Source organism: Paenibacillus motobuensis, assembly GCF_039521865.1.
GTDB lineage: Bacteria > Bacillota > Bacilli > Paenibacillales > Paenibacillaceae > Fontibacillus > Fontibacillus motobuensis.
This window is the reverse complement of the sequence record NZ_BAAACX010000015.1, coordinates 352,594-379,102: the sequence shown is the minus strand read 5'-3', so window position 1 is coordinate 379,102 and position 26,509 is coordinate 352,594. Positions and strand designations below refer to the sequence as shown.

General features: G+C 48.2%; 22 protein-coding genes. 12 read left to right on the top strand and 10 right to left on the bottom strand.

Going from position 1 to position 26,509, the window contains the following annotated elements; all coding sequences use genetic code 11:
• Genes ABD014_RS17610 through ABD014_RS17600 form a run of 3 tightly spaced genes read left to right on the top strand, consistent with a single transcriptional unit; the run spans window position 1 to window position 1,384 of the window.
• Window positions 1-705: a glycosyltransferase family 2 protein gene (locus tag ABD014_RS17610; RefSeq protein ID WP_343863147.1), complete on the top strand. Its 705-nt coding sequence runs from the start codon at window positions 1-3 to the stop codon at window positions 703-705.
• Window positions 706-1,053: a DUF2304 domain-containing protein gene (locus ABD014_RS17605; RefSeq protein ID WP_343863146.1), complete on the top strand. Its 348-nt coding sequence runs from the start codon at window positions 706-708 to the stop codon at window positions 1,051-1,053.
• Entirely contained in the window at window positions 1,037-1,384 is a 348-nt protein-coding gene (locus ABD014_RS17600; RefSeq protein ID WP_343863145.1) for an EamA family transporter, read from the top strand. Before ABD014_RS17605 ends, ABD014_RS17600 begins: the two co-directional genes overlap by 17 nt.
• 77 nt (window positions 1,385-1,461) lie before the next feature.
• On the opposite strand, the gene ABD014_RS17595 is transcribed toward ABD014_RS17600, so the two are convergent.
• A complete protein-coding gene (locus ABD014_RS17595; RefSeq protein ID WP_343863144.1) occupies window positions 1,462-2,523 on the bottom strand; it encodes a stalk domain-containing protein in 1,062 nt (353 codons plus the stop codon).
• Window positions 2,520-3,431, bottom strand: coding sequence for a hypothetical protein (locus ABD014_RS17590; protein WP_343863143.1), 912 nt, complete (start codon window positions 3,429-3,431; stop codon window positions 2,520-2,522). The genes ABD014_RS17595 and ABD014_RS17590 overlap by 4 nt, the downstream gene beginning before the upstream one ends.
• A gap of 187 nt (window positions 3,432-3,618) precedes the next feature.
• Between ABD014_RS17590 and ABD014_RS17585 the strand changes: the two genes are divergently transcribed.
• From ABD014_RS17585 to ABD014_RS17565, 5 genes are all read left to right on the top strand, one after another.
• A complete protein-coding gene (locus ABD014_RS17585; RefSeq protein ID WP_343863142.1) occupies window positions 3,619-5,385 on the top strand; it encodes a sensor histidine kinase in 1,767 nt (588 codons plus the stop codon).
• Window positions 5,382-6,944 carry a helix-turn-helix domain-containing protein gene (locus ABD014_RS17580; RefSeq protein WP_343863141.1) on the top strand — a complete coding sequence of 521 codons (1,563 nt, stop codon included), beginning with the start codon at window positions 5,382-5,384 and terminating at the stop codon, window positions 6,942-6,944. The genes ABD014_RS17585 and ABD014_RS17580 overlap by 4 nt, the downstream gene beginning before the upstream one ends.
• 204 nt (window positions 6,945-7,148) lie before the next feature.
• Complete coding sequence (locus ABD014_RS17575; protein ID WP_343863240.1) at window positions 7,149-8,468, top strand: extracellular solute-binding protein; 1,320 nt, start codon at window positions 7,149-7,151, stop codon at window positions 8,466-8,468.
• 93 nt (window positions 8,469-8,561) lie between these two features.
• On the top strand, window positions 8,562-9,437 hold the full coding sequence (locus ABD014_RS17570) for a carbohydrate ABC transporter permease (RefSeq protein WP_343863140.1): 876 nt from the start codon (window positions 8,562-8,564) through the stop codon (window positions 9,435-9,437).
• Window positions 9,438-9,454: 17 nt separating this feature from the next.
• On the top strand, window positions 9,455-10,330 hold the full coding sequence (locus ABD014_RS17565) for a carbohydrate ABC transporter permease (RefSeq protein ID WP_343863139.1): 876 nt from the start codon (window positions 9,455-9,457) through the stop codon (window positions 10,328-10,330).
• Between the two features lie 103 nt (window positions 10,331-10,433).
• Here the strand turns inward: ABD014_RS17565 and ABD014_RS17560 are convergent, their stop codons facing one another.
• From ABD014_RS17560 to cidR, 5 genes are all read right to left on the bottom strand, one after another.
• Window positions 10,434-12,323 (bottom strand): ABC transporter ATP-binding protein, encoded by a 1,890-nt coding sequence (locus ABD014_RS17560; RefSeq protein WP_343863138.1) that lies wholly within the window; start codon window positions 12,321-12,323, stop codon window positions 10,434-10,436.
• Entirely contained in the window at window positions 12,320-14,050 is a 1,731-nt protein-coding gene (locus ABD014_RS17555) for an ABC transporter ATP-binding protein (protein ID WP_343863137.1), read from the bottom strand. Before ABD014_RS17555 ends, ABD014_RS17560 begins: the two co-directional genes overlap by 4 nt.
• A gap of 212 nt (window positions 14,051-14,262) precedes the next feature.
• A complete protein-coding gene (locus ABD014_RS17550; RefSeq protein ID WP_343863136.1) occupies window positions 14,263-14,724 on the bottom strand; it encodes a MarR family winged helix-turn-helix transcriptional regulator in 462 nt (153 codons plus the stop codon).
• Window positions 14,725-14,888: 164 nt separating this feature from the next.
• Window positions 14,889-15,710: a delta-lactam-biosynthetic de-N-acetylase gene (pdaA, locus tag ABD014_RS17545; protein ID WP_343863135.1), complete on the bottom strand. Its 822-nt coding sequence runs from the start codon at window positions 15,708-15,710 to the stop codon at window positions 14,889-14,891.
• Window positions 15,711-15,924: 214 nt separating this feature from the next.
• Window positions 15,925-16,809: a cidABC operon transcriptional activator CidR gene (cidR, locus tag ABD014_RS17540; RefSeq protein WP_343863134.1), complete on the bottom strand. Its 885-nt coding sequence runs from the start codon at window positions 16,807-16,809 to the stop codon at window positions 15,925-15,927.
• A 133-nt stretch (window positions 16,810-16,942) separates the two neighbouring features.
• Between cidR and ABD014_RS17535 the strand changes: the two genes are divergently transcribed.
• The 3 genes from ABD014_RS17535 (at window position 16,943) to gdhA (ending at window position 19,783) form a co-directional block, all read left to right on the top strand.
• Window positions 16,943-17,323 (top strand): CidA/LrgA family protein, encoded by a 381-nt coding sequence (locus ABD014_RS17535; protein ID WP_343863133.1) that lies wholly within the window; start codon window positions 16,943-16,945, stop codon window positions 17,321-17,323.
• Window positions 17,323-18,003, top strand: a complete 681-nt coding sequence (locus ABD014_RS17530) for a CidB/LrgB family autolysis modulator (protein ID WP_343863238.1) — start codon at window positions 17,323-17,325, stop codon at window positions 18,001-18,003. Before ABD014_RS17535 ends, ABD014_RS17530 begins: the two co-directional genes overlap by 1 nt.
• A gap of 397 nt (window positions 18,004-18,400) precedes the next feature.
• Window positions 18,401-19,783, top strand: coding sequence for an NADP-specific glutamate dehydrogenase (gdhA, locus tag ABD014_RS17525; protein ID WP_343863132.1), 1,383 nt, complete (start codon window positions 18,401-18,403; stop codon window positions 19,781-19,783).
• Between the two features lie 196 nt (window positions 19,784-19,979).
• On the opposite strand, the gene ABD014_RS17520 is transcribed toward gdhA, so the two are convergent.
• The 3 genes from ABD014_RS17520 to gltC form a co-directional block, all read right to left on the bottom strand.
• Window positions 19,980-21,158: an NAD(P)/FAD-dependent oxidoreductase gene (locus tag ABD014_RS17520; protein WP_343863131.1), complete on the bottom strand. Its 1,179-nt coding sequence runs from the start codon at window positions 21,156-21,158 to the stop codon at window positions 19,980-19,982.
• A 58-nt stretch (window positions 21,159-21,216) separates the two neighbouring features.
• Window positions 21,217-21,654 carry a DUF1641 domain-containing protein gene (locus ABD014_RS17515; protein ID WP_251413712.1) on the bottom strand — a complete coding sequence of 146 codons (438 nt, stop codon included), beginning with the start codon at window positions 21,652-21,654 and terminating at the stop codon, window positions 21,217-21,219.
• Between the two features lie 293 nt (window positions 21,655-21,947).
• Window positions 21,948-22,859, bottom strand: coding sequence for a glutamate biosynthesis transcriptional regulator GltC (gene gltC / locus ABD014_RS17510; RefSeq protein ID WP_343863130.1), 912 nt, complete (start codon window positions 22,857-22,859; stop codon window positions 21,948-21,950).
• Between the two features lie 487 nt (window positions 22,860-23,346).
• Here gltC and ABD014_RS17505 point away from each other — a divergent pair, with 487 nt between their 5' ends.
• Window positions 23,347-26,415 carry a cellulose binding domain-containing protein gene (locus ABD014_RS17505; RefSeq protein WP_379339690.1) on the top strand — a complete coding sequence of 1,023 codons (3,069 nt, stop codon included), beginning with the start codon at window positions 23,347-23,349 and terminating at the stop codon, window positions 26,413-26,415.
• The last annotated feature ends 94 nt before the right edge of the window (window positions 26,416-26,509 follow it).

Below are 26,509 nucleotides of genomic sequence, written 5' to 3'. Positions count from 1 at the left end.
ATGAAGACACTTGTAATTATTCCTGCGTATAATGAGGAGGGCAGCATCGCCAAAGTCATCAAGGATATCCAACAGCATGCTCCTTCTGTTGACATTATCGTTATTAACGACGGCTCAAGCGATCGAACAGAGATCGTCGCGACAGACGCAGGAGCCCGCGTGCTGACGCTTCCGTATAATGTCGGCATCGGCGGGGGCATGCAGACCGGCTACATATATGCCCAGAGAATGGGCTACGATATTGCCGTCCAGATGGATGCCGATGGACAGCATCCTGCAGCCGAACTGCCCAAGCTGATCGAGCAGGCCAAGACATATGATCTGGTGATCGGCTCCAGATACGTAGAGGCTACAGATTACCGCTCACCCTTGCTGCGGCGGACCGGTATCCTGTTCTTCTCGGCGCTCGTCTCTCTGGTTACCCGTCAGCGCTTCACAGATACAACAAGTGGATTTCGCGCCGCTGGCCGGAAGGTGATTGATCTGTACGCTGATTATTATCCGATGGATTATCCAGAGGTTGAATCGATTGTCTACCTTAAGCGAAAAGGCTGTAACATCACAGAGGTAAGAGCGGAAATGCATGAACGCCAGGCTGGTAAATCCTCGATTACACCGCTCAAATCGGTGTACTATATGATTAAGGTTACGCTGGCCGTATTAATGAGCGCACTGCGTTTTAACCGAACGGCGGTGAGCAAATAGATGCCTATTTACGTATTATCTGTCGGCATTGCAGCCCTCTTCCTTCTCTCCATCCTCGAGCTGGTCAGAAGGCAAAAGCTAAAGGAGCAGTATTCTCTGCTCTGGATTCTATTCAGCATTATTCTGCTGATCATCTCCTTCAATGTCAGTCTGGTCGAACGGATTGCAGAGTGGCTAGGCGTGAAATATGCTCCAGCTGTTCTGTTCTTGTTCGGCCTCTTATTCTGCTTCGCCATTATACTTCATCTTACTATCGTCATTACGAGACTCACCTCGCAGGTATTGCGGTTGACCCAAGAAGTGGCGATTCTGAAGGAACGGGAGGATTTCCATGGACAAAATGATTAGTTATCTTCTTCTGCTGGGCAATATTGTACTACTGGTCACAGGCCAAGTTCTGTTCAAGATCGGACTCGGCCGCTCCGGTGGACTCCATTGGGGCAAGCTCGTCACTTCCCCAGCCATCGTCGGCGGCGTTGCCCTGTACGGCATTGCCACCTTGCTCTGGTTCGCCGTGCTGACCCGACTTCCATTAAGCGTTGCCTATCCGATGCAGGCTTTCGCTTACGTTCTCGCTATGGTCCCGGCATATTATATTTTCAAGGAGACGATCTCACCGCTGAAGCTGGCTGGCGTTGCAGTCATTCTAATCGGCGTCTATTTACTGGCGAAATCTTAAATCTATTTATTCAAAAAAATCCCTGGGTGATTTCATGGACCCCCAGGGATTTTTTAGATCTATGTCTTTTCATAACCTTAAATGATGATCGATACCTTCCCATTGATGAAAGCCACTGTATCGAAGTTGGCATAAACCCATGTTTCTATCGTCTTGCCACTTTCCGTTACCGTACTTTTTCCGGCAGGCTCGCCCCAAGAAAACAATACTTGCTCCTTTGTCATCCCATAGTCAATTTTCCCTGCCTTGATTTTATTCCAGACCGAAGCCGACCATTTATATTTCTTATATGGATCATAATTCAAGAAGCTGTACCCGTCACTGAACAACTGTGAGACACTGGCGGAGGACAACACGTCGCTTTTCAGCGTTTTACCGGAAGCAGATTTGAAGACAACCACAAAGCCGCTGGAGTCGTCAGGCAAAATATCCGTGACCGTAACCTTGGAGAAGCGATCCCATCCCAGAAAATCGTTGACCCAATAGCTTTTGCCGATATATTTGGCCAAACTGCCTTGCATGGCTTTTTTGACCAGGGAGGCGGTTTCGGGCGATACGATGGTCATTTCGGCATCACCAAAAGAAATATTCGCCTGCCTCCATTTGTTATCCCACTTCACGGTCGCGCCAAGCTTATCCGTAAACAGCGAAGCAGGGATCAGCATTTCGCCCTTTTCCGTAACAGGCGCCGTTTTTAATATGATATTTTCCCCATTCAGTTTGGCATTCTTATCCTTTGCCTTGAAGAACAGCGATGTATCGCCAAGTTTGACGTCAAGTCCTCCATTCGATGCAGCAGCCGTGCCGCCCAAAGCTTGGAATACTGATTTAGCAGGCACGTAGACTACGCCGCCGATCATCTTGGCATATTTCAGATTGCTGCGAAGACTCGCGGAAATCGTAACCGTTTCTGAGATACCATTTGAGGCGATCGTCACCTTCGATATGCCTACGCCTAGCACCTTAAGACTGCCGTCCGGTTCGATACGGAGCAGATGAGGTTTATCAACCGTTACGTTAGCGGCGGTGGGGACAACTTTGATATTTGCGCCGTTCGTGTAGGTTTCTTGAATATTCACATCAACAGTATCACCCACAAAAGGCTTTAACTCGGATATAGCCACAGTTAATTTACTCACCCGTGGCGTGGCACCTCAACTGGTTTGACCTCTCCTCTGGCATACAACAGCCAACTGCCGTCGCTCAGTTGAGCGTAAAAATGGTCCATATCAGTAAGCACTCTTGTCTTAACGACTTTGCTTAACCCGGATACCTGGTCAGTGAGCTTGACCCGGTCTTTGTAATTTCCCGTTGTCCATACCGTGCCATCCTTGCGAGTTACTAAAAGTGCATCTGTAGGATGTTCCGCTGTCATTGCGGCAAACTCGATATTCAGTGCATCCTCGGTGACGGTATAAGGGATAAAGTTGCCTTTATCATCGAATTCGTAGGTTTGATATAGGACAACCTTTCCGCTACCGTACAACAAGGCAACGCGGCTATCATATACAGCCATTGCTGTTACGGAAGAAGCATCGGGAAGGGTTGCCAGTTTCTTAAAGACCCCTAGTTTATACGGATCTTCAAAAAGCAATTCCCCATTTTGACTTAGGGCCGCCATCTGCTTGCTGCCATAACCAATAAGCGCGATGTTTTCGAGATTTTTAACTTTTCCTGCACTATCCCAGACCGTTCCGTCGCTTTTCAGCCAATAAGGACCCGCAGCCTGCTTCACTCCCGATTGACCCTCTACCGCATGCGGAGCGGTTCCTATATCCCATTCCACAAGCTTCCCGTCTGATGTTACGCCTAAACCGGAATAGACATTGCTGGAAGTAAACGCATCAACATGACCCTGCGTCCGAATCAACCGTTCACCATCGATCGTAGACCAAATTGTGCCGTTGTCCATCAGTATCGCATTTTCTCGGATGATGTCTTTAATTTTCATTTCTCCGTTAGCGCTTGCCGTCCCATTTCCCCAAGTTCCTTGTCCGATTCCAAGAATCAAGCTGATTGAGACAATCCAACTCAACGTTTTTCTCATTGCCTTTGCTCCTTCTTTCTAAGATCGATAGATCGATATAGCCCACTTCCTTTACTTCGAGGGTAGAAAGCCCCAATCCTTCCTATATTCAACAAATACCTAAAATGTCGATCGTTCATTTCCCCCTTTCCATCTGGATGGATTCAGATATAATAGATGTAATTTTAAGACAAAAAGAGGGGTTACAATGAAGCGCTGGCTAGCTAGCTCACTCAAGCACAAACTGTCATTTATGCTCGTCTGCTCGCTGCTGATTCCGCTGCTGCTACTAGGTGTCGTCTCTTATCAGTTGGCCTCATCGGTCACTGAAGAGAAGGCTAAGCAATCCGGTATGAACACGCTGCGGCAGATCCGTACCAATCTGGAATTCATCGTCCTGGACGCGGAGAATATGTCGGTATTCCTGATCGGACACAGCGATACTCAGAACTATCTTACCCGTAAAGATAATGATGCCAACGAATATTTGAAGATGATTGGCTTCCTCACTAACCTGGCCTTCTCTAAGAAATACATATCCGACATTACGATCCAGCCGGATGGTACAAGGCCCACCCTGTCCACCTTCTTCAACTATACCGTAACCCATTCCGGGGCCCCTGATCCGTTAAAGGCAGATCCCGACTACTATGCCGATCGTCCTAAGTATTGGACATCCTTATATGAGAATGAGACGATAAATGGTCCGGAACGAGTCATTTCACTGATGCGGCCGGTTCGGAATATCAACAACTTCAGGACCCTTGGGACTCTGACGATCAGCCTGAATGAAGAGGTTATCTCTACCTATCTGAAGACATCAGGCCTAGTCAGTAACGGGTACGTCCTGCTGCTCGACTCTGACGGCGTTATCATCTCGGGGGGCGAACCAAACTGGCTGAGGCACAAAGCGACTGATCTGTTTCCTGGTTTAACGATCTCTCGCGATGGCAGCGTTGTAAGCGGTTACGGTCAAGGCGAGGACAAGAAGACGATTCTATTTGACCAGATCCCAGGCGTTAATTGGACCTTGATGGGCGTCATTCCTTACAGCGAGTATAAGGCCCAGAACCGCTTCGTACTCTCGCTGACAGCGATCGCCCTGACGATCTCAATCATTCTGCTGGTCGGACTTGTACTCTATCTTGTACATCGTGTAACAAGACCTCTCTCTCGCTTATCCGCCGTACTTAAGAGCGCCAACCCGGACGGAGAGATGCCAAGATTCCCGGTAACGACGACGGATGAGATCGGCCAGCTGATGCATACCTATAATAAATTCAGCAACCGAATCGCTCATTTGACCGAACAGGTAAGAGAGAATGAAGCACGGAAGAAGGAGGCCGATATGAGGGCTTTGCAGGCCCAGATCAATCCCCACTTCTTATACAACACATTGTCATCGGTCCACTGGATGGCCTTAATGAACAAAGATGAACGGATTGCAGAAATGGTTGGGTCGCTGAGCGATTTTCTTAGATTCAGTCTGAACAGCGGAGAGGAGTTCTGCGCCGTCTCACAAGAGATTGCCCATGCCCGGCATTATACACAGATCCAATCGATCCGCTTCCCTGACCAATTCGAGATCCACTTCATCATTCATCCTGCCCTGGATCAACAGAGGATGCTGAAGCTTCTGCTGCAGCCTCTAATCGAGAATGCGCTGATCCATGGCATCCAGAAGCAACAGCAGCCAGGCACGATCCATGTTATTGCCGATTATATCGACGGCTATATGAAATTTACGGTTGAGGATACGGGCATCGGCATGGAGAAGGAGACGCTAAGAGCGCTGCGAGAGCAGCTTGATTCTGCACTATACCGGGACGATACGTCCGGCAGCTACGGGCTGAGGAATGTCCAACGCAGGCTCGTGCTTCATTATGGTATGGATTCCCGCTTAACGATAGACAGCGTACCGGGACAAGGCACCAAAGCGACATTTATGATACCGGTCAAGGAGGCAAGGAAATGATTCGATTATTAATCGTAGACGATGAAGTTATCATCCGGAATGGATTAAGCACCGTCATTGACTGGCAGGGGCTTGGGTTCACTTTACTGACCCCGGCCGCATCTGCCGAGGAAGCTCTGGATCGGATCGTAGAGGAGAAGCCGCATGTGATTCTGACAGACATCCGTATGGCTGGCAAGAGCGGACTTGATCTCGCCCAAGAAGCGCATCTGATCAACCCGCAGATTGAGACGATCATCCTGACCGGCTACGATGATTTCAAGTATGCACAGCAGGCTATCCGCTTGGGGGTCAGTGATTATTTACTGAAGACGAGCCGACCGGAGGAGATCATTCGGACGGTGATGAAGGCGAAGCAACATATATTGCAGCGTCACGAGAATGCCCGGCAGGACTATACTCACCGCCTGACCTACCGCAACCGCCTGCTGGAGCGTCTGCTGACAGATCAAGTCGGCGAGGATTCCCTGATCGACGAATGCGCTCGGCACCTGCCGCAGATTCAGCTCAGTCCTCCAACAGCCTGTTCGCTGCAAGTCGTCATTGTGACCACGAACGGCTGGGGACCTCAAGCACATATTCGAAGCCGCCTGCTCTTCGCTGTAGATAACTGTCTGAACAATTTATTGGATTGCGAAACCCTACTACGGAGTGATGATATTGCTCTGGTGCTGAGGAGTACAACCGCTGCGGAAGGTCGGACCCTGCTCAAGCAAGCGGCTTCGCAAATCCGCCAGATTCTGAAATGCGAAATGTCCGCCGCCATCGGTATGGAGGCCAGCCATGTCAGAGACTTGCATAAGTCCTACAATCAAGCGATCTACGCTTCTTCCTTCCAGGGATTGATCGATATGCATGACCTTATTACATATGAGCAGGTACAAGACCGCAGCGGAGGACGAACCGTATGCTCGCTGGAAGAGGAAGCCGAGTTGGCCCGTCTGCTGCAAAGCGATGGTTCGGTCGAGCTAAAGGCGTGGGTAACGAATACCGTTAGCAGGCAGCTTCAGGACCCGGAGCTTACACCCGATTCTCTGCGCGCATTTCTTATCTCGATTGTCGTATCCGGCCATCGTTGGCTTGAACGAGTAATGCGGGCGATCGGTAAAAGCGATCTCCCCTCGCTTATATCCGCAAAAGAACTGCCAGAATCATTCCGTCTGGTCACCGAGCCAGCCGAGACCCTGTTCCAGCATTTGATCGTGATTCGCGACGCTTACCACAAGTCCGCCGCAGCTGGCCCATCCTCTTACATACAGCAATCCGTTGCTTATATTCAAGAGCACCTCGATTGCAATATTTCACTGCATCAGGTGGCTGGTTCCGTGCATCTGCATCCCCACCATTTTAGTGAAGTATTCAAACGGGAGATGGGAATGAACTATTTGGAGTTCGTAACACGGGAGCGAATGCGAAGAGCTGAGGAACTGCTTACCCAATCCCCCGCCAAGATTAGCGATATCGCCAAGCGCGTAGGATATGAAGATATTAAATACTTCGGTCAACTGTTCAAGAAGCATACAGGCAAGACGCCCTCTGAATTCCGCAGCAAAATGTAATAGTTGGATTCAAGAGTCGAGGCCGAGATCGCTTCCTGATTTGCTTCGTGATTAAAAATAGAATTTTTGAACCCTTTGAATATCTGAATTTTTTCTCCCCTTGTGCTGTATATTGTCCCCTTCTTCCCGGCAGCGCCTGCTCTTATACTGAACCTAATATACAAAGGAGGGGAAGTCGTGAAGAAATTATTGTTACTCACGTTGATGTTCGTATTTACGGTTTCATTGATCGGTTGCTCTAGCGGGAATAATAAAACCGCCAATTCTGAGAAAACCCCGGCGGCCAGCAACGGAAATTCAGCCAAGAAGAACGAAGAGAAAGTGAAGCTGTCCTTATGGCATAACTTCACCGGAAATGACCTTCGTGCCACGATGATGCGGGATCAAATCGATAAATTCCAAAAGGATCATCCGAATATCGAGCTCGATATACAGGCCATCCCGCCGGACGGATATAAGACACGTCTGAAGACTGTAGCAGCGGCCAATGAAATGCCGGATGTGTTCATGATGTGGCCGGGAGCGATGACGAAGGAATTCCATGACGGCGGCCTGATTCAGCCGATCAACGCCCTGCTGGATAGCAAGCCGGAATGGAGAGACGGATATTTGCCAGGTTCCTTCGATTCCTTCACCATCGACGGCAATATCTATAGCGCTACGCTCGGGCTGACGCCAACATCGATTCTTTTCTATAACAAAGCCATTCTTAATCAATATAATCTTGAAGTTCCAAAAACCTGGGATGAACTGTTGAATGCGGTCAAGGTAATCAAAGAAGGCGGATTGACGCCGATCGCTCTCGGCAATAAGGCTGCTTGGCTCGCACAGTCCAGTATCATCAGCTCGCTGGCCGACCGTGTAACCGGAACGGAATGGTTCCTGAAGGCAGCCGCGCAAGACGGGGCTAAGTTTACAGATCCGGAATTTGTGGAAGCGCTAACTTATCTACAGGATCTCTGGAAAGCTGGCGCCTTCCAGGAAGGCTTCAACAGCATCGACAACACACAAATGGAAGTCATGTTCGCCCAAGGGCAAGCTGCAATGATGATCAACGGCGGATGGGCACTCTCCAACTTGGCTGCCAACGCAACGCCTGAGCAATTGAAGGATATGGGCGCTACGGTTCTGCCTTCGATCCCTGGCGGCAAAGGCAACCCGAACTCCCTCTCCGGCGCGCTCGGATCAGCCTTTGGACTGAGCAGCAAGGTTGAGGGCAACCGACTGCAAGCCGCATATGATCTGATCTATGCCTTGTCTGGACCAGAGGTACAGAAGATGACGCTCGACAGCAGCAACCTGGTCAGCTATAAGGCTGAATTGGATGAGAGCAAGGTATCTTCGATATTCAGCGAGGTTTACAAGCTGGTTAACAGTGTCGAACGGACTCCGGTATACGATGGCGTTATGACTTCCGCCGGTTCGGACGCTGTAAATAACGGCCTGCAGGAGCTGTTAATGGGCGGAGATCCGCAGAAGATCGCACAGAAGATTCAAGATGCTCAGGCAACGTCCCTGCAATAAATAGGACGACTACTAATCACCTATCAAGTTCCTTAGCTCGATTCGGAAAGCGTATAACCTTGGCGCTTTCCGAAATTGTTTAGGAGGATGATTATGACAGCAAAGGCCCGTATCCGGGGAGTCATCATTGTCGGCCTGTTGCCGGCATTGTTCATATTTTGTTTCTTCGTGATCGTTCCGATTATATGGTCCGCTTGGTACGGATTCTATGATTGGAAAGGCATCGGAGCGATGAAGTTCATCGGCTTTGGCAATTATGCGGAGATTATCCAAGACCCTGTCTTCGCGACATCTCTGCGCAACAATCTCATCGTGGTGGCCGCATCTGTATTCGGACAGGTCCCTATCGCTCTAGCCCTGGCGTTAGTGCTACGGCAGAGCACCTTATATCAACGGATTATCCGTTCGGTCGTGTTTCTGCCAATGGTGCTGTCTTCCGTCGTTATCGGTATCATCTGGGGATACATTTATCATCCGCAGATCGGGATTCTTAACTCCCTGCTGGACTGGATCGGACTTGGCACGTGGAAGCAGGCCTGGTTGTCCAATCCCAACATATCGATGTACATGCTAGCGATTCCGATTATTTGGAATTTCATTGGTCCCTACATGATCATGTATATCGCTGCCCTGCAGAATATTCCGTCGGAGATCGAAGACGCTTCTGCCATAGACGGGGCGAAACCGATGCGGATGCTGTTCTCCATCCGACTACCCATGATCTGGGATACGATCAAGGTCACTGTAGTGCTGTGTATATCCGGCAGTCTGAAGACATTCGATCTGATCTATGTCATGACAGGCGGCGGACCGGCTCATTCAACGGAATTGCTCGCCTCTTATATGTACAACAATACATTCAGCATCTACCGCTTCGGCTACGGCAGTGCAATCTCGACTTCGATAATTATCATTAGTATGGTCTTAATCGCCGGCAGCCAACTTCTCATGAGAAGAAATACTCGATAAGGAGGCCTGAGCCGATTATGCAAACCCCGGTTGAACTAAAAAATGCATTGCCGGAGCACCGGCCTGCTCCTAAGATCAAACTGTCGCGCGGAATTCTCAATGTCCTGTTGTCGATCTACGGCTTTGTAACACTCTATCCACTGGTTTGGCTGTTTCTTAGCGCATTCAAGTCAAATCCGGAATTTTATGAATTTCCGTTTGGTCTGCCAAAGGAATGGCATTTGGAGAACTTCGCCGATGCCTGGAACGTGGCCAGAATGGGAGTCTCCTTCAAGAACTCCTTCATTGTTACGATCGCCGCCCTGATTCTTACTTTGGTGTTTGGCGCAATGGCCGCCTTCGTGTTGTCACGCTTCAAATTTCGTGGCAAGGCAGCTGCTATGGGGCTCTTCCTACTGGGCATGCTGATTCCAATCCATAGTACGCTCGTCCCTTTATTCATTATGATGAAGAAAATACATCTGCTCGACACTTACGGAGCGCTTATTTTCCCATATACCGCCTTTGAGCTGTCTCTAGCTATCTTCGTTACGATCGCATATATGTCTTCGATCCCGAAGGAGATGGAGGAAGCCGCATTAATTGATGGAACCGGCTACTGGGGCTTCTTCTTCCGCGTCATGCTGCCGCTCTCCGCACCGGCTCTAGCAACGGTTGGCATTCTCGCTTTCTTGCGCTTCTGGAATGACTTCGCCTTCGCGCTCGTCTTCATCAGCAAGCCCGCATTGCAGACCCTGCCGCTTAGCCTGTCCATGTTCGCCACCGGCTATATGACAGACTACCGTCTCACCTTCGCTGCACTGTCGCTGGCCGTCATTCCAACGATTGTCGTGTACCTGCTGTTCCAGGAACAGGTCATGAAGGGAATGGTCGCCGGTGCTGTCAAAGGCTAATCTATAAGAAAACAGCATAAAGCAGCCCGCAGGTCATCATTATCGACCTGCGGGCTGCCCTATTTTCGCTCGCTGAAGTAAGTGTTTCGAACTACATCTAAAATTAGCTAACTTCCTGACCTATGCCGCCACCAGTAAACTGGCTATTATACAGATCGGCGTAAAATCCACCTTCGGCCAACAGCTCGGCATGCGTTCCCTTCTCGATCACAGTTCCGTGATTCATGACAAGAATCAGATCGGCATCCTTGATCGTTGACAGACGGTGGGCAATAACGAAGCTCGTTCTGCCCTTCATGAGCTCATTCATTGCTCTCTGGATGTAAACCTCTGTTCGAGTATCGACGCTGCTTGTCGCTTCATCCAGAATCAGGATCGCTGGATCAGCCAGAATTGCACGGGCAATTGTCAGCAGTTGCTTCTGACCTTGAGAAATATTAGAGGCTTCCTCATTCAGAATGGTATCGTAGCCTCCTGGCAGTGTACGAATGAAATGATCCGCATGAGCGGTCTTGGCTGCCTGGATAATCTCTTCCTCCGTCGCTCCTTCACGTCCATATGCAATGTTATCGCGGATCGTTCCATTGAACAGCCAGGTATCCTGCAGCACCATCCCGAACAGACTGCGCAGATCCCCGCGTTTCATATCGGTGATATTCACGCCGTCGACCGTAATCTTGCCATCCGTCACTTCATAGAAACGCATTAGCAAGTTAATGAGCGTGGTCTTACCCGCACCCGTCGGTCCGACAATCGCGATCGTCTGGCCTTTGGACACATCGATATTCATATCCTCGATCAAGATTTTGTCTGGATCATAACCGAACTTCACATGATCGAAGGATACATTCCCCTTCGCTTGCGGCAATGCCACTGGCTTAACCGCTTCCGCGACTTCCTCATCTTCATCAAGAATCTCAAAGACACGTTCGGCTGAAGCTACCGTGGATTGAATAATATTAGCGATATTAGCGGTCTGGGCAATTGGTTGTGTGAACTGTCTGGCATATTGAATAAATGCCTGAACATCCCCAATGTCGATTCTGCCCTTTGTCACCAAAATACCACCAACGACGGATACGAGCACATAACCAATATTACCAATGAAATTCATGATCGGCATGATCACGCCAGAGATGAATTGCGCCTTCCAGCCAGCTTGATACAAACGTTCGTTAACCTCATTGAATTCATCCAACGATCTTTGCTCACGGCCGAATACCTTCACCACGTTGTGCCCCGTATACATTTCCTCAACATGACCATTCAGCTCGCCAAGCTCTTTCTGTTGCCGTAGAAACTGCTTCTGCGACTTCTTGGCAATCGAAGTGATTGCCATTACGCTAAGCGGCAAGGTCAACACAGCAATCAACGTCATTAAAGGGCTGATCGAGAGCATCATCACGATAACGCCGATGATCGTAAGCACCGAGGTAATTAACTGGGTCAAGCTCTGCTGTAGTGTAGAGCTGATATTATCAACGTCATTCGTCACGCGGCTCAGAATTTCACCGTGGGTACGGGCATCAAAGTATTTTAACGGCAGGCGGTTCAGCTTGTCATTGACCTCTCTACGCAGATCATAGACTGTCTTCTGGGCCACGCCGGCCATAAGATACTGTTGTACATAACCAAAAGCGGCACTTAATAGATAGAGTCCAATAAGAATTAAGATGATTTGCCCTACATATTGAAAATCAATAGATGCGCCAGGTACACCCTTTATTTTCCCCATAATGCCTTCAAACAGCTTCGTTGTTGCGTGCCCCATAACTTTCGGGCTTAATACACTGAACACGGTACTCAGAATAGCCATGATCAGCACAGCAAGCAGTTGTACTTTATGCGGTGCTAAATAGTAAATAAGACGTTTCAGCGTACCCTTGAAGTCCTTCGCTTTCTCTACCGGACGACCCATCGCTCCATGTCCACCGCCAGGGCCGGGGCCTCTATGACCGCCACCGATCTTTCCTTTTGTCTGCGCTTGGCTCATGCGATCTCCTCCTCCGATAGCTGCGAATACACGATCTCACGGTATACATCGCAAGTCTCCATTAATTCATGATGCGTGCCGACTCCAGCAACCTTGCTCTCGTTCAATACGATAATCCGGTCAGCATTCATAACTGTGCTGACCCGCTGTGCCACGATCAAGACGGTGGACTCCTTCGTCTCATTCTTCAATGCAGCACGCAGCTTGGCATCGGTCTTGAAATCAAGCGCCGAGAAGCTGTCATCAAAAATGTAAATCTCGGCATCTCGTACCAATGCACGAGCAATGGAGAGGCGCTGCTTCTGCCCGCCGGATACATTCGTTCCGCCCTGAGCGATCTGCGAATCATAGCCATCATCCATTCTCGATATAAATCCGGCAGCCTGGGCAATCTCAGCCGCATGCTGCACTTCCTCATCCGTTGCATCTTCCTTACCATAACGGATATTGTCGGCGATCGTCCCGGTGAACAGCACCGCCTTCTGCGGTACGAAGCCGATCTTCTGACGCAACTCATGCTGCGGAATATCCCGAACGTCTATGCCGTCCACGAGCACTCGGCCGCTCTCTACATCGTAGAACCTCGGAATCAGGTTAATCATCGTCGATTTACCTGAACCTGTGCCGCCGATAATTGCAGTTGTCTCACCCGGGTTTGCGATGAACGAGATATTCTGCACCGCTGGCTGCTCTGCGCCCGGATAGCTGAAGGTCACATCTTGGAATTCAATATGGCCTCTCATGCTGCTGCTCTTAACATTCGACTTCACCGGATCTTCAATGACAGGCTCCATATCCAGCACTTCATTGATCCGTACAGCCGATGCGGAAGCACGTGGAATCAATACGAACATCATGGATACCATGACGAGCGAGAACATGATCTGCATAGCATATTGCAGGAAGGCCATCAAGTCCCCGACCGCCATATGTCCTGCATCAATCCGCAGTCCGCCGAACCAGATGATGGCTACGGAGGAGAGATTCATGATCAGCATGACAACCGGCATCAAATAGGCCATTAGCTTGTTCACTTTGATCATGGTGTTGGTTAAATCCCGGTTCGCTTCATCAAAGCGCTGTGTCTCATGTTCGATCCGATTGAAAGAACGGATGACGCGGATTCCTGTCAATCCTTCGCGCATAACCAGATTCAATCTGTCAATCTTCTTCTGAATCGATTTGAACAGCGGAATACCCTTTCTTACAATCCCGAAAATAATAGCTGCTAATACGGGAATGATTACAACGAGGACAAGTGTCAAAGTAGCGTCCTTGGATACTGCCATAATTACGCCGCCGATACACATCATCGGCGCCATCATCATCATACGGAGCATCATAATTAATACTTGCTGAACCTGAGTAATGTCATTTGTCGTCCGTGTAATCATCGAAGCGGTACCGATCTTGTCGAATTCCTCCAGCGAGAAATTCGATACATGACTAAATACCTTGCCACGCATCGATTTACCGAAGCCCATTGCTGCTTTCGATGAGAAGAAGCTGCCGCCGATCGCGCAGGCCATCCCGCCGATCGCGACAAGCAGCATATAGCCGCCAATCTTCCAAATATATGCCGTATCACCTTTGACGACGCCCGTGTTCACAATGTCGGACATCAGCGTCGGCAAATACAATTCGGCGAGCGATTGGAAGAACACTAGCGCCATCGATGCGATGACTAGCCATTTGTATGGTTTCAAATGTCTGAAAAGTTTTATCATTCCTTGATCATCTCCACTTAATAAGGTTGTTCAAAAATTCCGCTTTTGATCACGAAGTAATTCAAGAAGTAACTCGGCATCGAATCTTGAACTCACCCGGGCCTTCCGGTGCTCACGTACAAACTACGTACGCTCCGCTCCTCACGCCCTAGCTTCATCCAACCTTCTTGGTGCTGAAAACCGGCCTTTTTTGAACAAACATTTAATAAAAATCATTGGTCTTGCTGGGAGCGATGCTGCTGGTCCAAATATTCATATACTTGTTCCAACAGCTCGGCCAACTGACCACTTTTCTCTTCTCCTAAATAATTAATCAATCCGGTGAATCGACGGGTATAGGCCTCCTGTGCCTTACGAGTCACAGCTTCACCCTGTTCGGTAAGCTTAATGCGAACCGCCCTGCGATCCTCTTCATCGGGATAGCGAACTACTAGCCCCCTCTTCTCTAGACTGCGTACAAGTGGTGTAACTGTCGGAGAGGTTACTTCCATCATGCTGCTAATCGCTGAGATCATAACGCCGCGCGGATCATTACGGCTTCCCCTATGAATAAAAAACAATACTTTGATCTCGCTGGGCTTCAGACCTTCCAATGGAGGCTTATGCCATCCGGCTCTTCTGAAGCGGTTGAACACCTCCATTAGACGTTGGGTTTTAGGAGTCTCGCCCACCATTCAACACCTCCTTCAAATTGTTTATATGGTTTAATAATTAGGTATACTATTTATTTGCATGCCTAATTATATTAGCGTCAAATTGCAATGTCAAGCAGACACAAATAAGGCCCGTCCGGAACTTCCCAGACTGGCCCTTTATACTTCTGATAATCCATTCTTTACTAAGATAGCGGTGGTCTGAATGGATCCATATCCGGTGCGATCTGCAATGTATCCAGACTCTTGAATTCGTATCCCTGCCGCCTGGCCTCATCAATAATAGCCCCTAAGGCCGCTGTGTTATCACTGGAAATGGAGTGCAGGAGGATAACCGCACCGGGGTGAAGCTGGGATACGACATTTTTATATGCGTAGGCTTCGCCCTTCTGGTCATTGACATCCCAATCTTTATAAGCGATAGACCAGAAGACATTTGTATACCCCAAGCTTTTTGACACAGCCAGAGTCCGTTCATTGAATATTCCGCGCGGCGGGCGCAGATAGTTCATCTCTTTCTCGCCCGTAACACGTCCCGCTGCTTCTTTAACCTGATCCAACTCCTGCTTGATCTCCGAATTGGAGATCGTCGTCATATCGGGATGGCTCCAAGAATGATTGCCGACTAAGTGTCCCTCGGCCACCATTCGCTTCATAAGCTCTGGCTGACTTTGAACATAGTGACCGGTTACGAAGAAAATCGCTGGCACTTTCTTGGCTTTAAGCGTGTCCAATATTTTGGCGGTATATCCGTTCTCATACCCGTTATCAAACGTTAGAAACAGTTCCTTGCGGGAAGTATCTCCAAGGAATATAGCTCCGTGCTTATCAACCACTTCCTTGAAGCCCTCTTCATTAATAGAAGGAAGCCCACCGCCAACACTCTTCTTAAATCCGAAATGAAAAGCCTTATCCGAGAAGGCGCTCGCAGCGGCACCATTATCCCCCCACGGTACGGGACCGAAGAGAAAACAGGCCAGCATCGCCACCATCAGGGCAAATTTCATGGTTCGTTCTCTCCCTCATCATAAGTTGTTGCGACTCCCCATTAATTTCTGCCTTTTTCCTTAACAATATTCACCCTGTTTATTTCTGCTTCTTCAGGATTATAATTTTAATAAAATTCCATGTTCACGGCATAGAAAGTTGGTTAGATTATTGTGTCCATATTTATGAAACTTTCAGAAACTACACTTGTTTTCAAGAGACCTATCTTCTTTTTTATTGAACAAGCACCTTCTTCGCAAAACGGATCCATTCCCGCGCCGAGAAGGATAAATAGCGATCTTCACGCCAGACAACGCCAAGATACCATGGGATAACTGGATTGACTAATCCAATGATTCTTACTCGCCTCTGGTCAATCTCACGGCAGATCGTCTCCGGCAGCAGTGTAATACCAAGCCCGGCAGCTACCATCTCACTGATTAAGTCCCACTGCGAGCTCTCATAAATCACATGCGGCTGAAAGCCTACTTTGGCACACTCGGCGATAATCCGGTCATGAAGCGTGAAGTCCTCACGGAACAATACGAAGGAATCCTCGACCAGTTCATTTAGACTCACCTCCTGTCGGCCTGCCAGTGGATGGGAAGGGTGTACAACGAGATTCAGCTTCTCCTCCAAAAACGGGAGAACTGTCAATCCCTCCTGTGTAGCTGGCAATACAACAACCCCGACATCTAGCGTGCCATTGGCAACATCATACTCCACCTTCTTCGCCCCATCCTCAAAGAGTTGAATCGTAATATCAGGATAGCGTTCGTGAAATTGTCCAATCACCCTTGGGAAGAAGTTCGCACCCACCATAGGCGGCAGTCCGATACGAATATGCCCACGCTTTAGATTGCGCAAATCATCGAGCTCGGCTGTTAAATTCTGAAAGGAAGCAACGATTTGCTGCGCCTGACTGACGATAATCTGGCCCGCATCTGTTAGCTCTATTTTTTTGCCATTGCGGTTGAACAGGATAACCCCCAGTTCCTCCTCTAGCGATTTAATCGCCTTGCTGATGGTGGGCTGCGTAATAAACAATGCATCGGCTGCCTTTGTGAAGCTCTGATGTCTGGCGACTTCAACGAGATATTGCATCTGTCTTATATCCAAATAAATCTACTCCTATCATAGACAAATGGAATGCGAATCATTCTTTATATTCATTTTACTCATGAAAGTGAATGTTGTAATATTTTCATTAACAATTACATGAGATTTATTATTAGAAAGGAAATGCATATCCATGGGTAAGATAAAAAATTTAAGTATCATCATTCTTCAGATCGCGGCTCTATTTTTTATCTCCCTAGCGATGAATTATATAGCGAAATGGTTGCACCTGCCGATTCCTGGTACGATTCTGGGCATCATTGTTCTATTCATCCTGCTGAAGACGAAGGTAATTAAGCTAAGCTGGATTGAACAGGGAGCGAATTGGCTGCTAGCTGAATTACTACTATTCTTCATTCCTGCAGCTGTAGGCGTGATGAACTATATGTCCCTACTGGAACGCGACGGGATCCGGATTCTGCTCGTCGTCATCTCCAGCACAATAGTCGTGATGGCAAGCTCCGGCCTGGTCGCATCGCGAATCTCCAAAAGGAAGGAGCAGAGAGTACAATGATGTTAGGAATTCTGTGGCTTATTATTACTTTGTTGATTTATGGTCTATCCAAAAAATTATATTGGGCTTATCCGAAAGTGTATTTCTCACCGCTTCTGATTACGCCCCTTGCGTTAATTATAGGGTTGATGCTTACAAATGTCTCTTTTGATACCTATAACGGAGGAGGCAAATGGCTGAGCTTAATGTTGCAACCGGCGACGGTCGCTTTCGCTATTCCTCTATACAAATATTACGATGTACTGAAGAAGCACGCGATTGAGATATTAGCCAGTGTACTGACCGGTTCTATCGTAGCCATCTTCTCTTCCGCTCTGTTTGCCGAATGGCTGCATCTGGATCATCAGTTAATTAGCAGTCTTGTGCCTCGTTCAGTTACGACTCCAATCGCAATGAGCGTCTCGCAGGTCATCGGTGGCGTACCGAATATTACAGCGGTATTCGTCATTATTACCGGTTTGCTAGGCTCCATGATCGGGCCGATGGTCGTAAGAGCGCTGCGCATCGATGGCGAAGTAGCCCGTGGTGTTCTGCTCGGTACAAGTGCACACGGTACAGGTACTTCCAAGGCATTCGAGCTTAGCTCCCTTACGGGAACGATTTCGAGTATATCGATGATTCTGGCCGCACTGTTCACACTGACAACGGCTCCATTATTAATCGCTTTATTGTTCCACTAATTCAGGTTCCTCCCAAGTTTTATATAGATCTCTCTTTGTTGACCTTTCCGAATGGTAAGGTCCTTTTTCATTTTGGCATATCTTCGCATTTTATCTATGACCATTTGGATGCAAACTCAATATATTGAATATTGGTCATAGGCTCCTTTTGAAATCGCATACATGGTTTTTTATTCCTGATAATTTTAAGAGACACCCAAGTTCATCTCATTTAGTCATATACTTCATCTAAATAAAGCTTTGTTTGTTATATAGTTTAAACATTACAATTGAGTTAGATCATTATCGTGAATTAGACAAGTGTACGTTCAAGAAGGTCGGCTTTAGGAACACTCAGCTTTTCTTATGAAAAGCGGACTTTTTGAACTACCTCTGAAAAAGAAAGGTGGAATCATTCATGGCTATCATGCAAGAGAAAGCTGAGCCAGGATTGGAATCAGCAAAACAGTATGTCAACGAAGTGTATGAAACGGTGAAGAAGCGCAATCCGGGAGAGAATGAATTTCATCAAGCTGTTAAAGAAATTCTTGATTCCCTGGCACCAGTATTTGCGAAGCATGAAAAATACCGTAACAACGCTATTCTCGAGAGAATCGTTGAGCCGGAACGTCTAATCACTTTCCGCGTACCATGGATAGATGACCAAGGCAAAGTTCAAGTTAACCGCGGCTTCCGGGTTCAATTCAATAGTGCTATCGGCCCTTACAAAGGCGGACTTCGCTTCCACCCATCCGTAAATGCCAGCATCATCAAGTTCCTTGGCTTTGAACAAATCTTCAAGAACTCCTTGACTGGCCAACCGATCGGCGGCGGCAAAGGTGGTTCTGACTTCGATCCTAAGGGCAAATCCGATAACGAAGTTATGCGCTTCACACAAAGCTTCATGACTGAGCTATCCAGATATATCGGCCCAGATACAGACGTTCCTGCTGGTGATATCGGTGTCGGAGCGAGAGAGATCGGCTATATGTTCGGACAATATAAGCGCCTCTGCGGCGGCAATGAAGCTGGTGTTCTGACCGGCAAAGGCTTAACTTATGGCGGCAGCTTGGCTCGTACTGAAGCAACTGGCTATGGCCTTGTCTACTTCACAGCCGAGATGCTGAAGTCCAAGGGCGAGAGCTTTGAAGGCAAGACCGTTGTCGTATCCGGATCTGGTAACGTTGCGATCTATGCCATTGAGAAAGCGACCCAGTTCGGTGCCAAGGTCGTAGCCTGCAGCGACTCCAACGGATATATTTATGACGAGAACGGAATTGATCTGGAGACAGTAAAACGTCTTAAAGAAGTGGAAAGAAAACGGATTAAGGAATATACAGAAGTTCATCCTTCCGCTGAATATGTAGAGGGCTGCCAAAATATTTGGGATATCCCTTGTGATATCGCACTTCCTTGCGCCACACAGAATGAAATCGATGAGGCAGCAGCTAAGAAGCTCGTAGCCAATGGCGTTAAGTATGTAGCTGAAGGGGCGAATATGCCTTCTACCCTCGAAGCAATCGAAGTGTATCTGAACAACGGAGTCTACTTCGGACCAGCCAAAGCTGCCAACGCAGGCGGCGTAGCCGTATCCGCATTGGAGATGGCGCAGAACAGTGCAAGATTGGCTTGGACATTCGAAGAGGTAGACGCCAAGCTGCAGAATATTATGAAGGACATCTACGACAATAGTGTAAATGCAGCTATTGAATACGGCCATGAAGGCAACCTTGTAGTCGGCTCCAACATCGCTGGTTTCCTGAAGGTAGCCGACACAATGATCGCCCACGGCGTAGTTTAATAGGTAGTTCAAAAAGTCCGCCTTTGATCACGAAGTGCCTGTGCATCCCTGATTTCAAGACATCTGTCAAAGAGATCAGGGATTTTTCTATAAGAGCCTAAGCGCATCAATAACATGTCCAGCAAGAAAAAGCTCTGACACAGACTCAAGTCTATATCAGAGCTTCATTTATATTAGTCAGATCTATGCCTTGCAATTAATAAGCCAAAGCATCTAGAGATTTAATATGAGCCAAGTAACGCATGTTGCTGGCTTCCTTCATCAAAGTAGCCGGTAATCCGCGCAACTCGGTGTTGTTGCCGCCGATCGTAGCAACAGCATCCTTACGACCCAAGCTAGCCAGCGTACCGGAGTTCACTGGATGGAATTCTTCAAGATGCTTACCGATGATCGTCGCATAGAGGTTGTAGCCAACCAATTCGCCCATTTGCCATGCGTTCTGAGCCGTAGGAGCATATGGACGTCCATCAGGGCCAAAGCTTACAGCGCTGTCGCCAACGACGAATACATCTGGATGGGAAGTAGATTGCAAGAATTCATTAACGGTAGCGCGGCCACGGTTCACTTCAAGTCCCGATTCTCCTACGAGTGGGTTGCCTTGAACTCCGCCAGTCCATACAAAGGTGTTGGCAGTAATCTTCGAACCGTCTTTCAGGTCGATTACATTGCCTTCTACATTGGTAACAGGAAGGCCAGTAAGGAACTTCACGCCGCGTGCTTCGAGGCTAGCTGTAGCGCGCTGGATCAGTACATCAGGCAATACCGGAAGGATCTTAGGACCTGCTTCAACGAGGAACAGATTGATCTTCTTCGGATCAACTCCGTATTTCTTAGCAAGTGCAGGGATGCCGTCAGCAATCTCGCCAACCAGTTCAACACCAGTCAGACCGCCACCACCGATCAGAATCGTTGCATCAGCTTCGTTATTCGTCTTCGCGTATTCCGCAATCTTACCTTCGATATGACGGTGAATACGGTTAGCATCTTCCGCAGATTTCAATACCATGCTGTACTTCTCCAGACCAGGAATTCCGAAATAAGCGGTGACACTGCCCAGACCAACTACAAGTGCATCATAGCTTAGTGTAGTTCCGTCAGACAGCTTCACTTCTTTATTATCTACGGAGAATTTATCAACCTTGGCGATGCGAAGATCGATATCTTTTCCTTTGAATACCTTCTCCAGAGGCAATGCAACTGCGCGTTCAGAGATATTACCCGCTGCCAGACGATGCAGTTCAGTAATAATCTGATGAGTAGGGAATTGATTGATTACAGTGATCCGTGCTTCTGATTTTTGCAAATATTTGCGAACGGTCAAGGCGCTAAGAACACCGCCATAACCGGCACCTAAGATGACAATATGTTTTGACATGACTCCGTCCTCCGTTCATGCATTAGTTAATATTTTGGACTCCCACTTATATAAATCACTATTTGCGATTATTACGTTCTCCGGCCACTTGTAGATAAGCGTTAAAGAAACGGAAGATCTTCTGTGCTTCAGGATCCTTAAGCATTTTGAGCAGACCAAAAAGACCGATAACCTCTTGGCTCGCATCTGCACGATCCTTGGCTTCGATCACATTGGCAGCGATATGCTTCACCTTGTCCTTAACCGGTCCCGCGATCTCTGTGATAGCCCCAATCGTATCGTTCTTGAGGATCTCGTCTGTAGATACAGATTTAGCAAAATCATAAGATTTCGTCATCACATTTACGAGCTCGGTCAACTTCGGAAGCTGCTGTACCAGGGCTGTCAATGATTCCTGAACTTCAGGGGTTAACAGTTGATCAATAATATCCCGTCCACCTTGATTGGACGATACTGTCTCTTGCTCAGACTTCGTTTCTGTGATCGCTTCTGACATAGCTGATTCTCCTTTGCGATAAGCAACAATGCTTGAATTTGGGAGAGTTAGAGGCCCCCATAGCCTTTCTCGCTTAATAAAAGTTAGTGAAAAACTGAACAATTCCTCACACTTGAACACCCATAATTAATTTTACCACATTTTCAATAAAAAAAGTCATTAAGTTATGAACTTAATGACAAATATCACAGCACTTATTTCAAGTTAACAAACTCGGCATATATTTATCCCTAATATCAGGAAACTCAGGTATCATTTATGCATGGCGCCGGAGCCTACTATCATGCTTATTTCTAATCAAAACTGCTATCGAATCCGAACATATCCGAATTATTCTTCAGAAACTCATAGAACAGCTTCTCTGTCGGCGGCAGCTCACGATTAGCAGGAATAATGACCCCGACATCCCTTGTAACGACGGGTTCAATGACCGGTAAAGTAATAATTGTGGAGGCGAGATGCTCGTTCAAAGCGATCTCTGGTAGAATGGTCAGTCCCATCCCCGCGCCTACCAAGCCCTTGATCGCATCGAGATCATCACCCTCAAAAGCGACCTTCGGCTTGAAGCCCAGATTCGAGCAAGCATCCACCACAATCTCTCTTAGAATGAATCCTTCCGGGAATAGTACGAAGTAATCGTCCTTCAATTCACTAAGACGAATCGCGCTTTTCTCGACCAATCGATGATTTGCCGGCATCATAGCCACGAATTTCTCCTGAAATAGAATCTCGCTCTTAATCTGCGGCTCATGCTGTGGGACAGGCCCCATAATCGCCAGATTCATGTCGCCCTGAATTACCGACTCCACAAGCTCCTTGTAGGAACCATGCTGCAATTGGAAATGAACTGCAGGATAGCGTTCACGGAAGGCCGAGACAACCTTCGGAATCATCTGCGCCGCCAAGCTACTGGGAAATCCGATGCGAACCGTACCGCGTTCCGGATCCAGGAACTCGTTAATCTCCTGCTGGGCATTGTCAATGACCTTCATTAATTGTTCCATATGGGACAGAAATAACCGTCCGATTGGCGTCAGCTTTACTTTGCGTCCCTCATGGATGAACAGATTAACTCCCAATTCCGATTCCAGCTTGAAGATTTGCCGGCTTACCGCAGACTGCGATACATGCAGCACATAGGACGCTTCTGTTACATGTTCAAGCTTCGCTACCTCAATGAAATATTGAATCTGTCTCAGTTCCAAAGCCCTTCACCTCCAAATTTCTGGCGGTCATTCATATTGATATCATGACTCCCGATTAGTCTCAGGCCTCATGAAGTGTTGATATCCCTTGAGTATATTAATCCCCATTATATCGGCTATCCGCTAGGAGTGAAAGTAATATAAGAGAACCCGTTAGGAACGGCCTTGCTCTTACAAAATAAAACCACTAATAATTACCTGATTTCTGAATTTTTTCATATAGAAATTAGTGGTGTTTATTACAAATTATTGATCCTTTTATCATGTTCAGTTAGTCTGTTGGCAAAGGGTCCGTTATTCTAACGTGAGCTTGTAAGTTCAGGCTGATCCCACCGCAAAGGCTCGGGCCTTTCCACAATCCACCTCACCAGTGAGACAGACTAGTATTTCAATGAAAGAAGGTGATAGAAAGAACCGTTGTTCATCGGCCTTATGAGAATCAAATACCATCTATCTTCCAAAATAATCGAGTCGGGAGGTTTTCAAGTTGGGGAATAACAGATTGCTCAAAGGTTTTCATATTATACTGCTTACGATCATCTTAGCGGGAGCTTCCTTTATTGAAGTACCCTTAAAAGCACAAGCCGCACCTGACGAGGCCTATGTGTGGAATAAGGCTGTGACTGGGGGAGGCGGCGGATTTGTACCTGGTATCATCTTTAATTCATCCGAACCTGATCTGATCTACGCCAGAACGGATATCGGGGGCGCCTATCGCTGGAACCCGGTCGATAATAGCTGGGTCCAGCTGTTGGATTGGGTAGGCTTCGAGGAATGGGGCAAGACTGGCGTCGACGCTCTGGCTACAGACCCCGTTGACCCGGACCGCCTCTATTTAGCCGTGGGGACCTATACGAATAGCTGGGACCCTAACAACGGCAGCATATTACGTTCTACCGACCGTGGTGAGACATGGGAAAGCACAAGTTTGCCCTTCAAGGTTGGCGGCAATATGCCTGGACGTTCGATGGGAGAGCGGCTCGTCATTGACCCAAATAAGAACAGCATTCTCTATTTCGGTGCAAGAAGCGGCAACGGACTATGGCGGAGCGTCGATTACGGAGCTACTTGGAGCAAAGTGACCAGCTTCCCGAATCCAGGGACCTATGTCGAGGATCCCAGCAACGAATATCAGAGCGACATCGTTGGTCTTGCCTGGATTGCCTTTGATCCTTCCACTGGAGCTGCTAACCAGGCAACCCAGAGCATTTATGTTGGGGTCGCCGACAAAAATGAAAGCGTATACCACAGTTCCGACGGTGGTGTTACTTGGTCAGCTGTACCCGGACAGCCTAATGGCTATCTCCCCCACCATGGTGTCATTTCAGATAACGGGCATTTATACATTTCTTACAGCAATGGGGCAGGACCCTATGACGGGACTAAAGGGCAGGTCTGGAAGCTGAACCTCTCAACGGGAATCTGGACAGATATTAGTCCAGTGTCAAGCACTAGCGATGACAACTACTATGGGTACGGTGGGCTGGCTGTTGATGCTCAGCATCCGGATACAATTATGGTGGCTACACTGAATTCCTGGTGGCCGGATGCGATCATCTTCCGCAGCACCGACGGCGGTTCGACTTGGACCCGGATTTGGGACTGGAACGGTTATCCGGATCGTACACTTAGATATACACAGGATATATCTGCCGCTCCTTGGCTAACTTTTGGCACCAATCCGGCACCACCTGAGATTACGCCAAAATTGGGCTGGATGATCGGTGATCTGGAGATCGATCCATTCAATTCCAACCGGATGATGTATGGAACTGGAGCTACCATCTACGGCACGAACAATCTGACCGATTGGGATCAGGGGAAGAAGATTAATCTGAGCGTTATGGCCAAAGGAATCGAGGAAACGGCTGTCATCGATTTGATTAGCCCTCCTTCTGGAGCCCATTTGATCAGCGGGCTTGGTGACGTTACCGGATTCCGGCACGATGATCTGACCCAAGCCCCGGCTAAAATGATGACCCACCCGAACAGCACAACCGACATCGATTACGCCGAGCTTGATCCAAGCTATATCGTTCGAGTTGGCACTGCCGATAAATCAGCAGACCCGAACGCCAAATCCATTGGCTATTCCCGGGACGGCGGAAGCAATTGGTTTGCAGGCAACAGTGAGCCATCCGGAACGGCTGGCGGCGGAAAGGTCGCTCTATCGGCCAGCGGTGACTCCCTCGTCTGGAGTACTTCCGATAAAGGCGTATTTTACTCTAAAAATAACGGCAACTCCTGGACGGCAAGCACCGGGATACCCGCAGGCGCCAAGATCGTCTCCGACCGTGTAAATTCGAACAAATTCTACGCTTGGTCAGCCGGGAAATTCTATAGCAGCACAAACGGCGGTGCTTCCTTCATTCAGACTTCTGCCACCGGGCTTCCTGTAGAAGGGGATCTGGACTTCAAAGCCATGCCGGGAGTAGAAGGCGACATTTGGCTGGCTGGAGGCAATACGGGGAGTGGAATCTACGGTTTGTGGCATTCGACCGATTCCGGCACAACCTTCTCCAAGCTCGCTAATGTACAGGAGGCTAATGTTATTGGCTTCGGCAAGGCCGCGCCTGGAAGCAGCTACTTGGCGCTGTACACCAGCGCCAAAATCGATGGAATACGCGGCATCTTCCGCTCAAATGACGGCGGAGCAAGCTGGGTCAGAATCAATGATGATCAGCATCAATATGCATCCACCAACTCGGCTATCACTGGAGATCCAAGAATTTACGGCCGCGTCTACATTGGAACTAACGGACTGGGTATCGTATACGGTGATGCTCTAAGTGAACCGAATCCGGGCGTAAATTCAGCAATTTCACCAACCAAGGCTGTCTTTGACAAGAAGCCCGGAAACCAGGATGCCATTCTGGTAACTATGACTTTGAATGGCAACGTATTCAATGGTATAACGAATGGCTCCACCACGCTGGCGGAGGGAATCGATTATACCCTATCAGGGTCAGGTAATACCATTACTATCTTGAGCAGCTATCTGGCTGGCCAGCCGCTCGGCACAACTAACCTGACCTTCCATTTTAGCGCTGGAGAGGCAAAGACTCTTCGCATTCAGATCACGGATACTACAGAAGTGACGGATGGCGACATTCAAGTTCAGATGTATAACGGTACTTTGACTGCCCATGTAAATACGATTAGTCCGCGAATCCGATTGGCCAACACGGGAACGGAAGCCTTAACACTGTCCGATGTTAAGCTCCGTTACTACTACACCATTGACGGTGAGAAGCCGCAAAATTTCTTCTGCGACTGGTCTCAAGTCGGGAGTAGCAATGTTACCGGCAGCTTCGTGAAATTATCAACTGCCAAGACCGGTGCTGATTACTATGCTGAATTCGGATTTACCGGCAGTGCGGGCAACCTAGCCGCTGGACAGAGCATCGACCTGCAGATCCGTCTCTCCAAATCAGATTGGACGAACTACAATCAAAGCGATGATTACTCCTTCAATTCAGTGGCATCCGCTTATCAAGACAGCCCGAAGCTCACTGGATACATCCGTGGACAGCTTGTCTGGGGAGTAGAGCCGTAAGAGATTCTTCAAAAAGTCCGCTTTTTGAACAGGTACCGTAAGTTACTATTTTGGGATGAAAAAAAGGTCGAGTGCGGGCTTGAATGCCCAGCAA

What these genes read in the sequence shown, in the direction of transcription:
- ABD014_RS17610 (WP_343863147.1), top strand. Translation starts at nt 1, where the DNA reads ATGAAGACACTTGTAATTATTCCTGCGTATAATGAGGAGGGCAGCATC.
- ABD014_RS17515 (WP_251413712.1), bottom strand. Translation starts at nt 21,654, where the DNA reads ATGTCAGAAGCGATCACAGAAACGAAGTCTGAGCAAGAGACAGTATCG.
- ABD014_RS17590 (WP_343863143.1), bottom strand. Translation starts at nt 3,431, where the DNA reads ATGAGAAAAACGTTGAGTTGGATTGTCTCAATCAGCTTGATTCTTGGA.
- pdaA (WP_343863135.1), bottom strand. Translation starts at nt 15,710, where the DNA reads ATGAAATTTGCCCTGATGGTGGCGATGCTGGCCTGTTTTCTCTTCGGT.
- ABD014_RS17580 (WP_343863141.1), top strand. Translation starts at nt 5,382, where the DNA reads ATGATTCGATTATTAATCGTAGACGATGAAGTTATCATCCGGAATGGA.
- ABD014_RS17555 (WP_343863137.1), bottom strand. Translation starts at nt 14,050, where the DNA reads ATGATAAAACTTTTCAGACATTTGAAACCATACAAATGGCTAGTCATC.
- ABD014_RS17605 (WP_343863146.1), top strand. Translation starts at nt 706, where the DNA reads ATGCCTATTTACGTATTATCTGTCGGCATTGCAGCCCTCTTCCTTCTC.
- ABD014_RS17570 (WP_343863140.1), top strand. Translation starts at nt 8,562, where the DNA reads ATGACAGCAAAGGCCCGTATCCGGGGAGTCATCATTGTCGGCCTGTTG.
- ABD014_RS17520 (WP_343863131.1), bottom strand. Translation starts at nt 21,158, where the DNA reads ATGTCAAAACATATTGTCATCTTAGGTGCCGGTTATGGCGGTGTTCTT.
- gdhA (WP_343863132.1), top strand. Translation starts at nt 18,401, where the DNA reads ATGGCTATCATGCAAGAGAAAGCTGAGCCAGGATTGGAATCAGCAAAA.
- ABD014_RS17530 (WP_343863238.1), top strand. Translation starts at nt 17,323, where the DNA reads ATGTTAGGAATTCTGTGGCTTATTATTACTTTGTTGATTTATGGTCTA.
- ABD014_RS17550 (WP_343863136.1), bottom strand. Translation starts at nt 14,724, where the DNA reads ATGGTGGGCGAGACTCCTAAAACCCAACGTCTAATGGAGGTGTTCAAC.
- ABD014_RS17600 (WP_343863145.1), top strand. Translation starts at nt 1,037, where the DNA reads ATGGACAAAATGATTAGTTATCTTCTTCTGCTGGGCAATATTGTACTA.
- ABD014_RS17560 (WP_343863138.1), bottom strand. Translation starts at nt 12,323, where the DNA reads ATGAGCCAAGCGCAGACAAAAGGAAAGATCGGTGGCGGTCATAGAGGC.
- ABD014_RS17575 (WP_343863240.1), top strand. Translation starts at nt 7,149, where the DNA reads ATGTTCGTATTTACGGTTTCATTGATCGGTTGCTCTAGCGGGAATAAT.
- ABD014_RS17535 (WP_343863133.1), top strand. Translation starts at nt 16,943, where the DNA reads ATGGGTAAGATAAAAAATTTAAGTATCATCATTCTTCAGATCGCGGCT.
- ABD014_RS17565 (WP_343863139.1), top strand. Translation starts at nt 9,455, where the DNA reads ATGCAAACCCCGGTTGAACTAAAAAATGCATTGCCGGAGCACCGGCCT.
- ABD014_RS17585 (WP_343863142.1), top strand. Translation starts at nt 3,619, where the DNA reads ATGAAGCGCTGGCTAGCTAGCTCACTCAAGCACAAACTGTCATTTATG.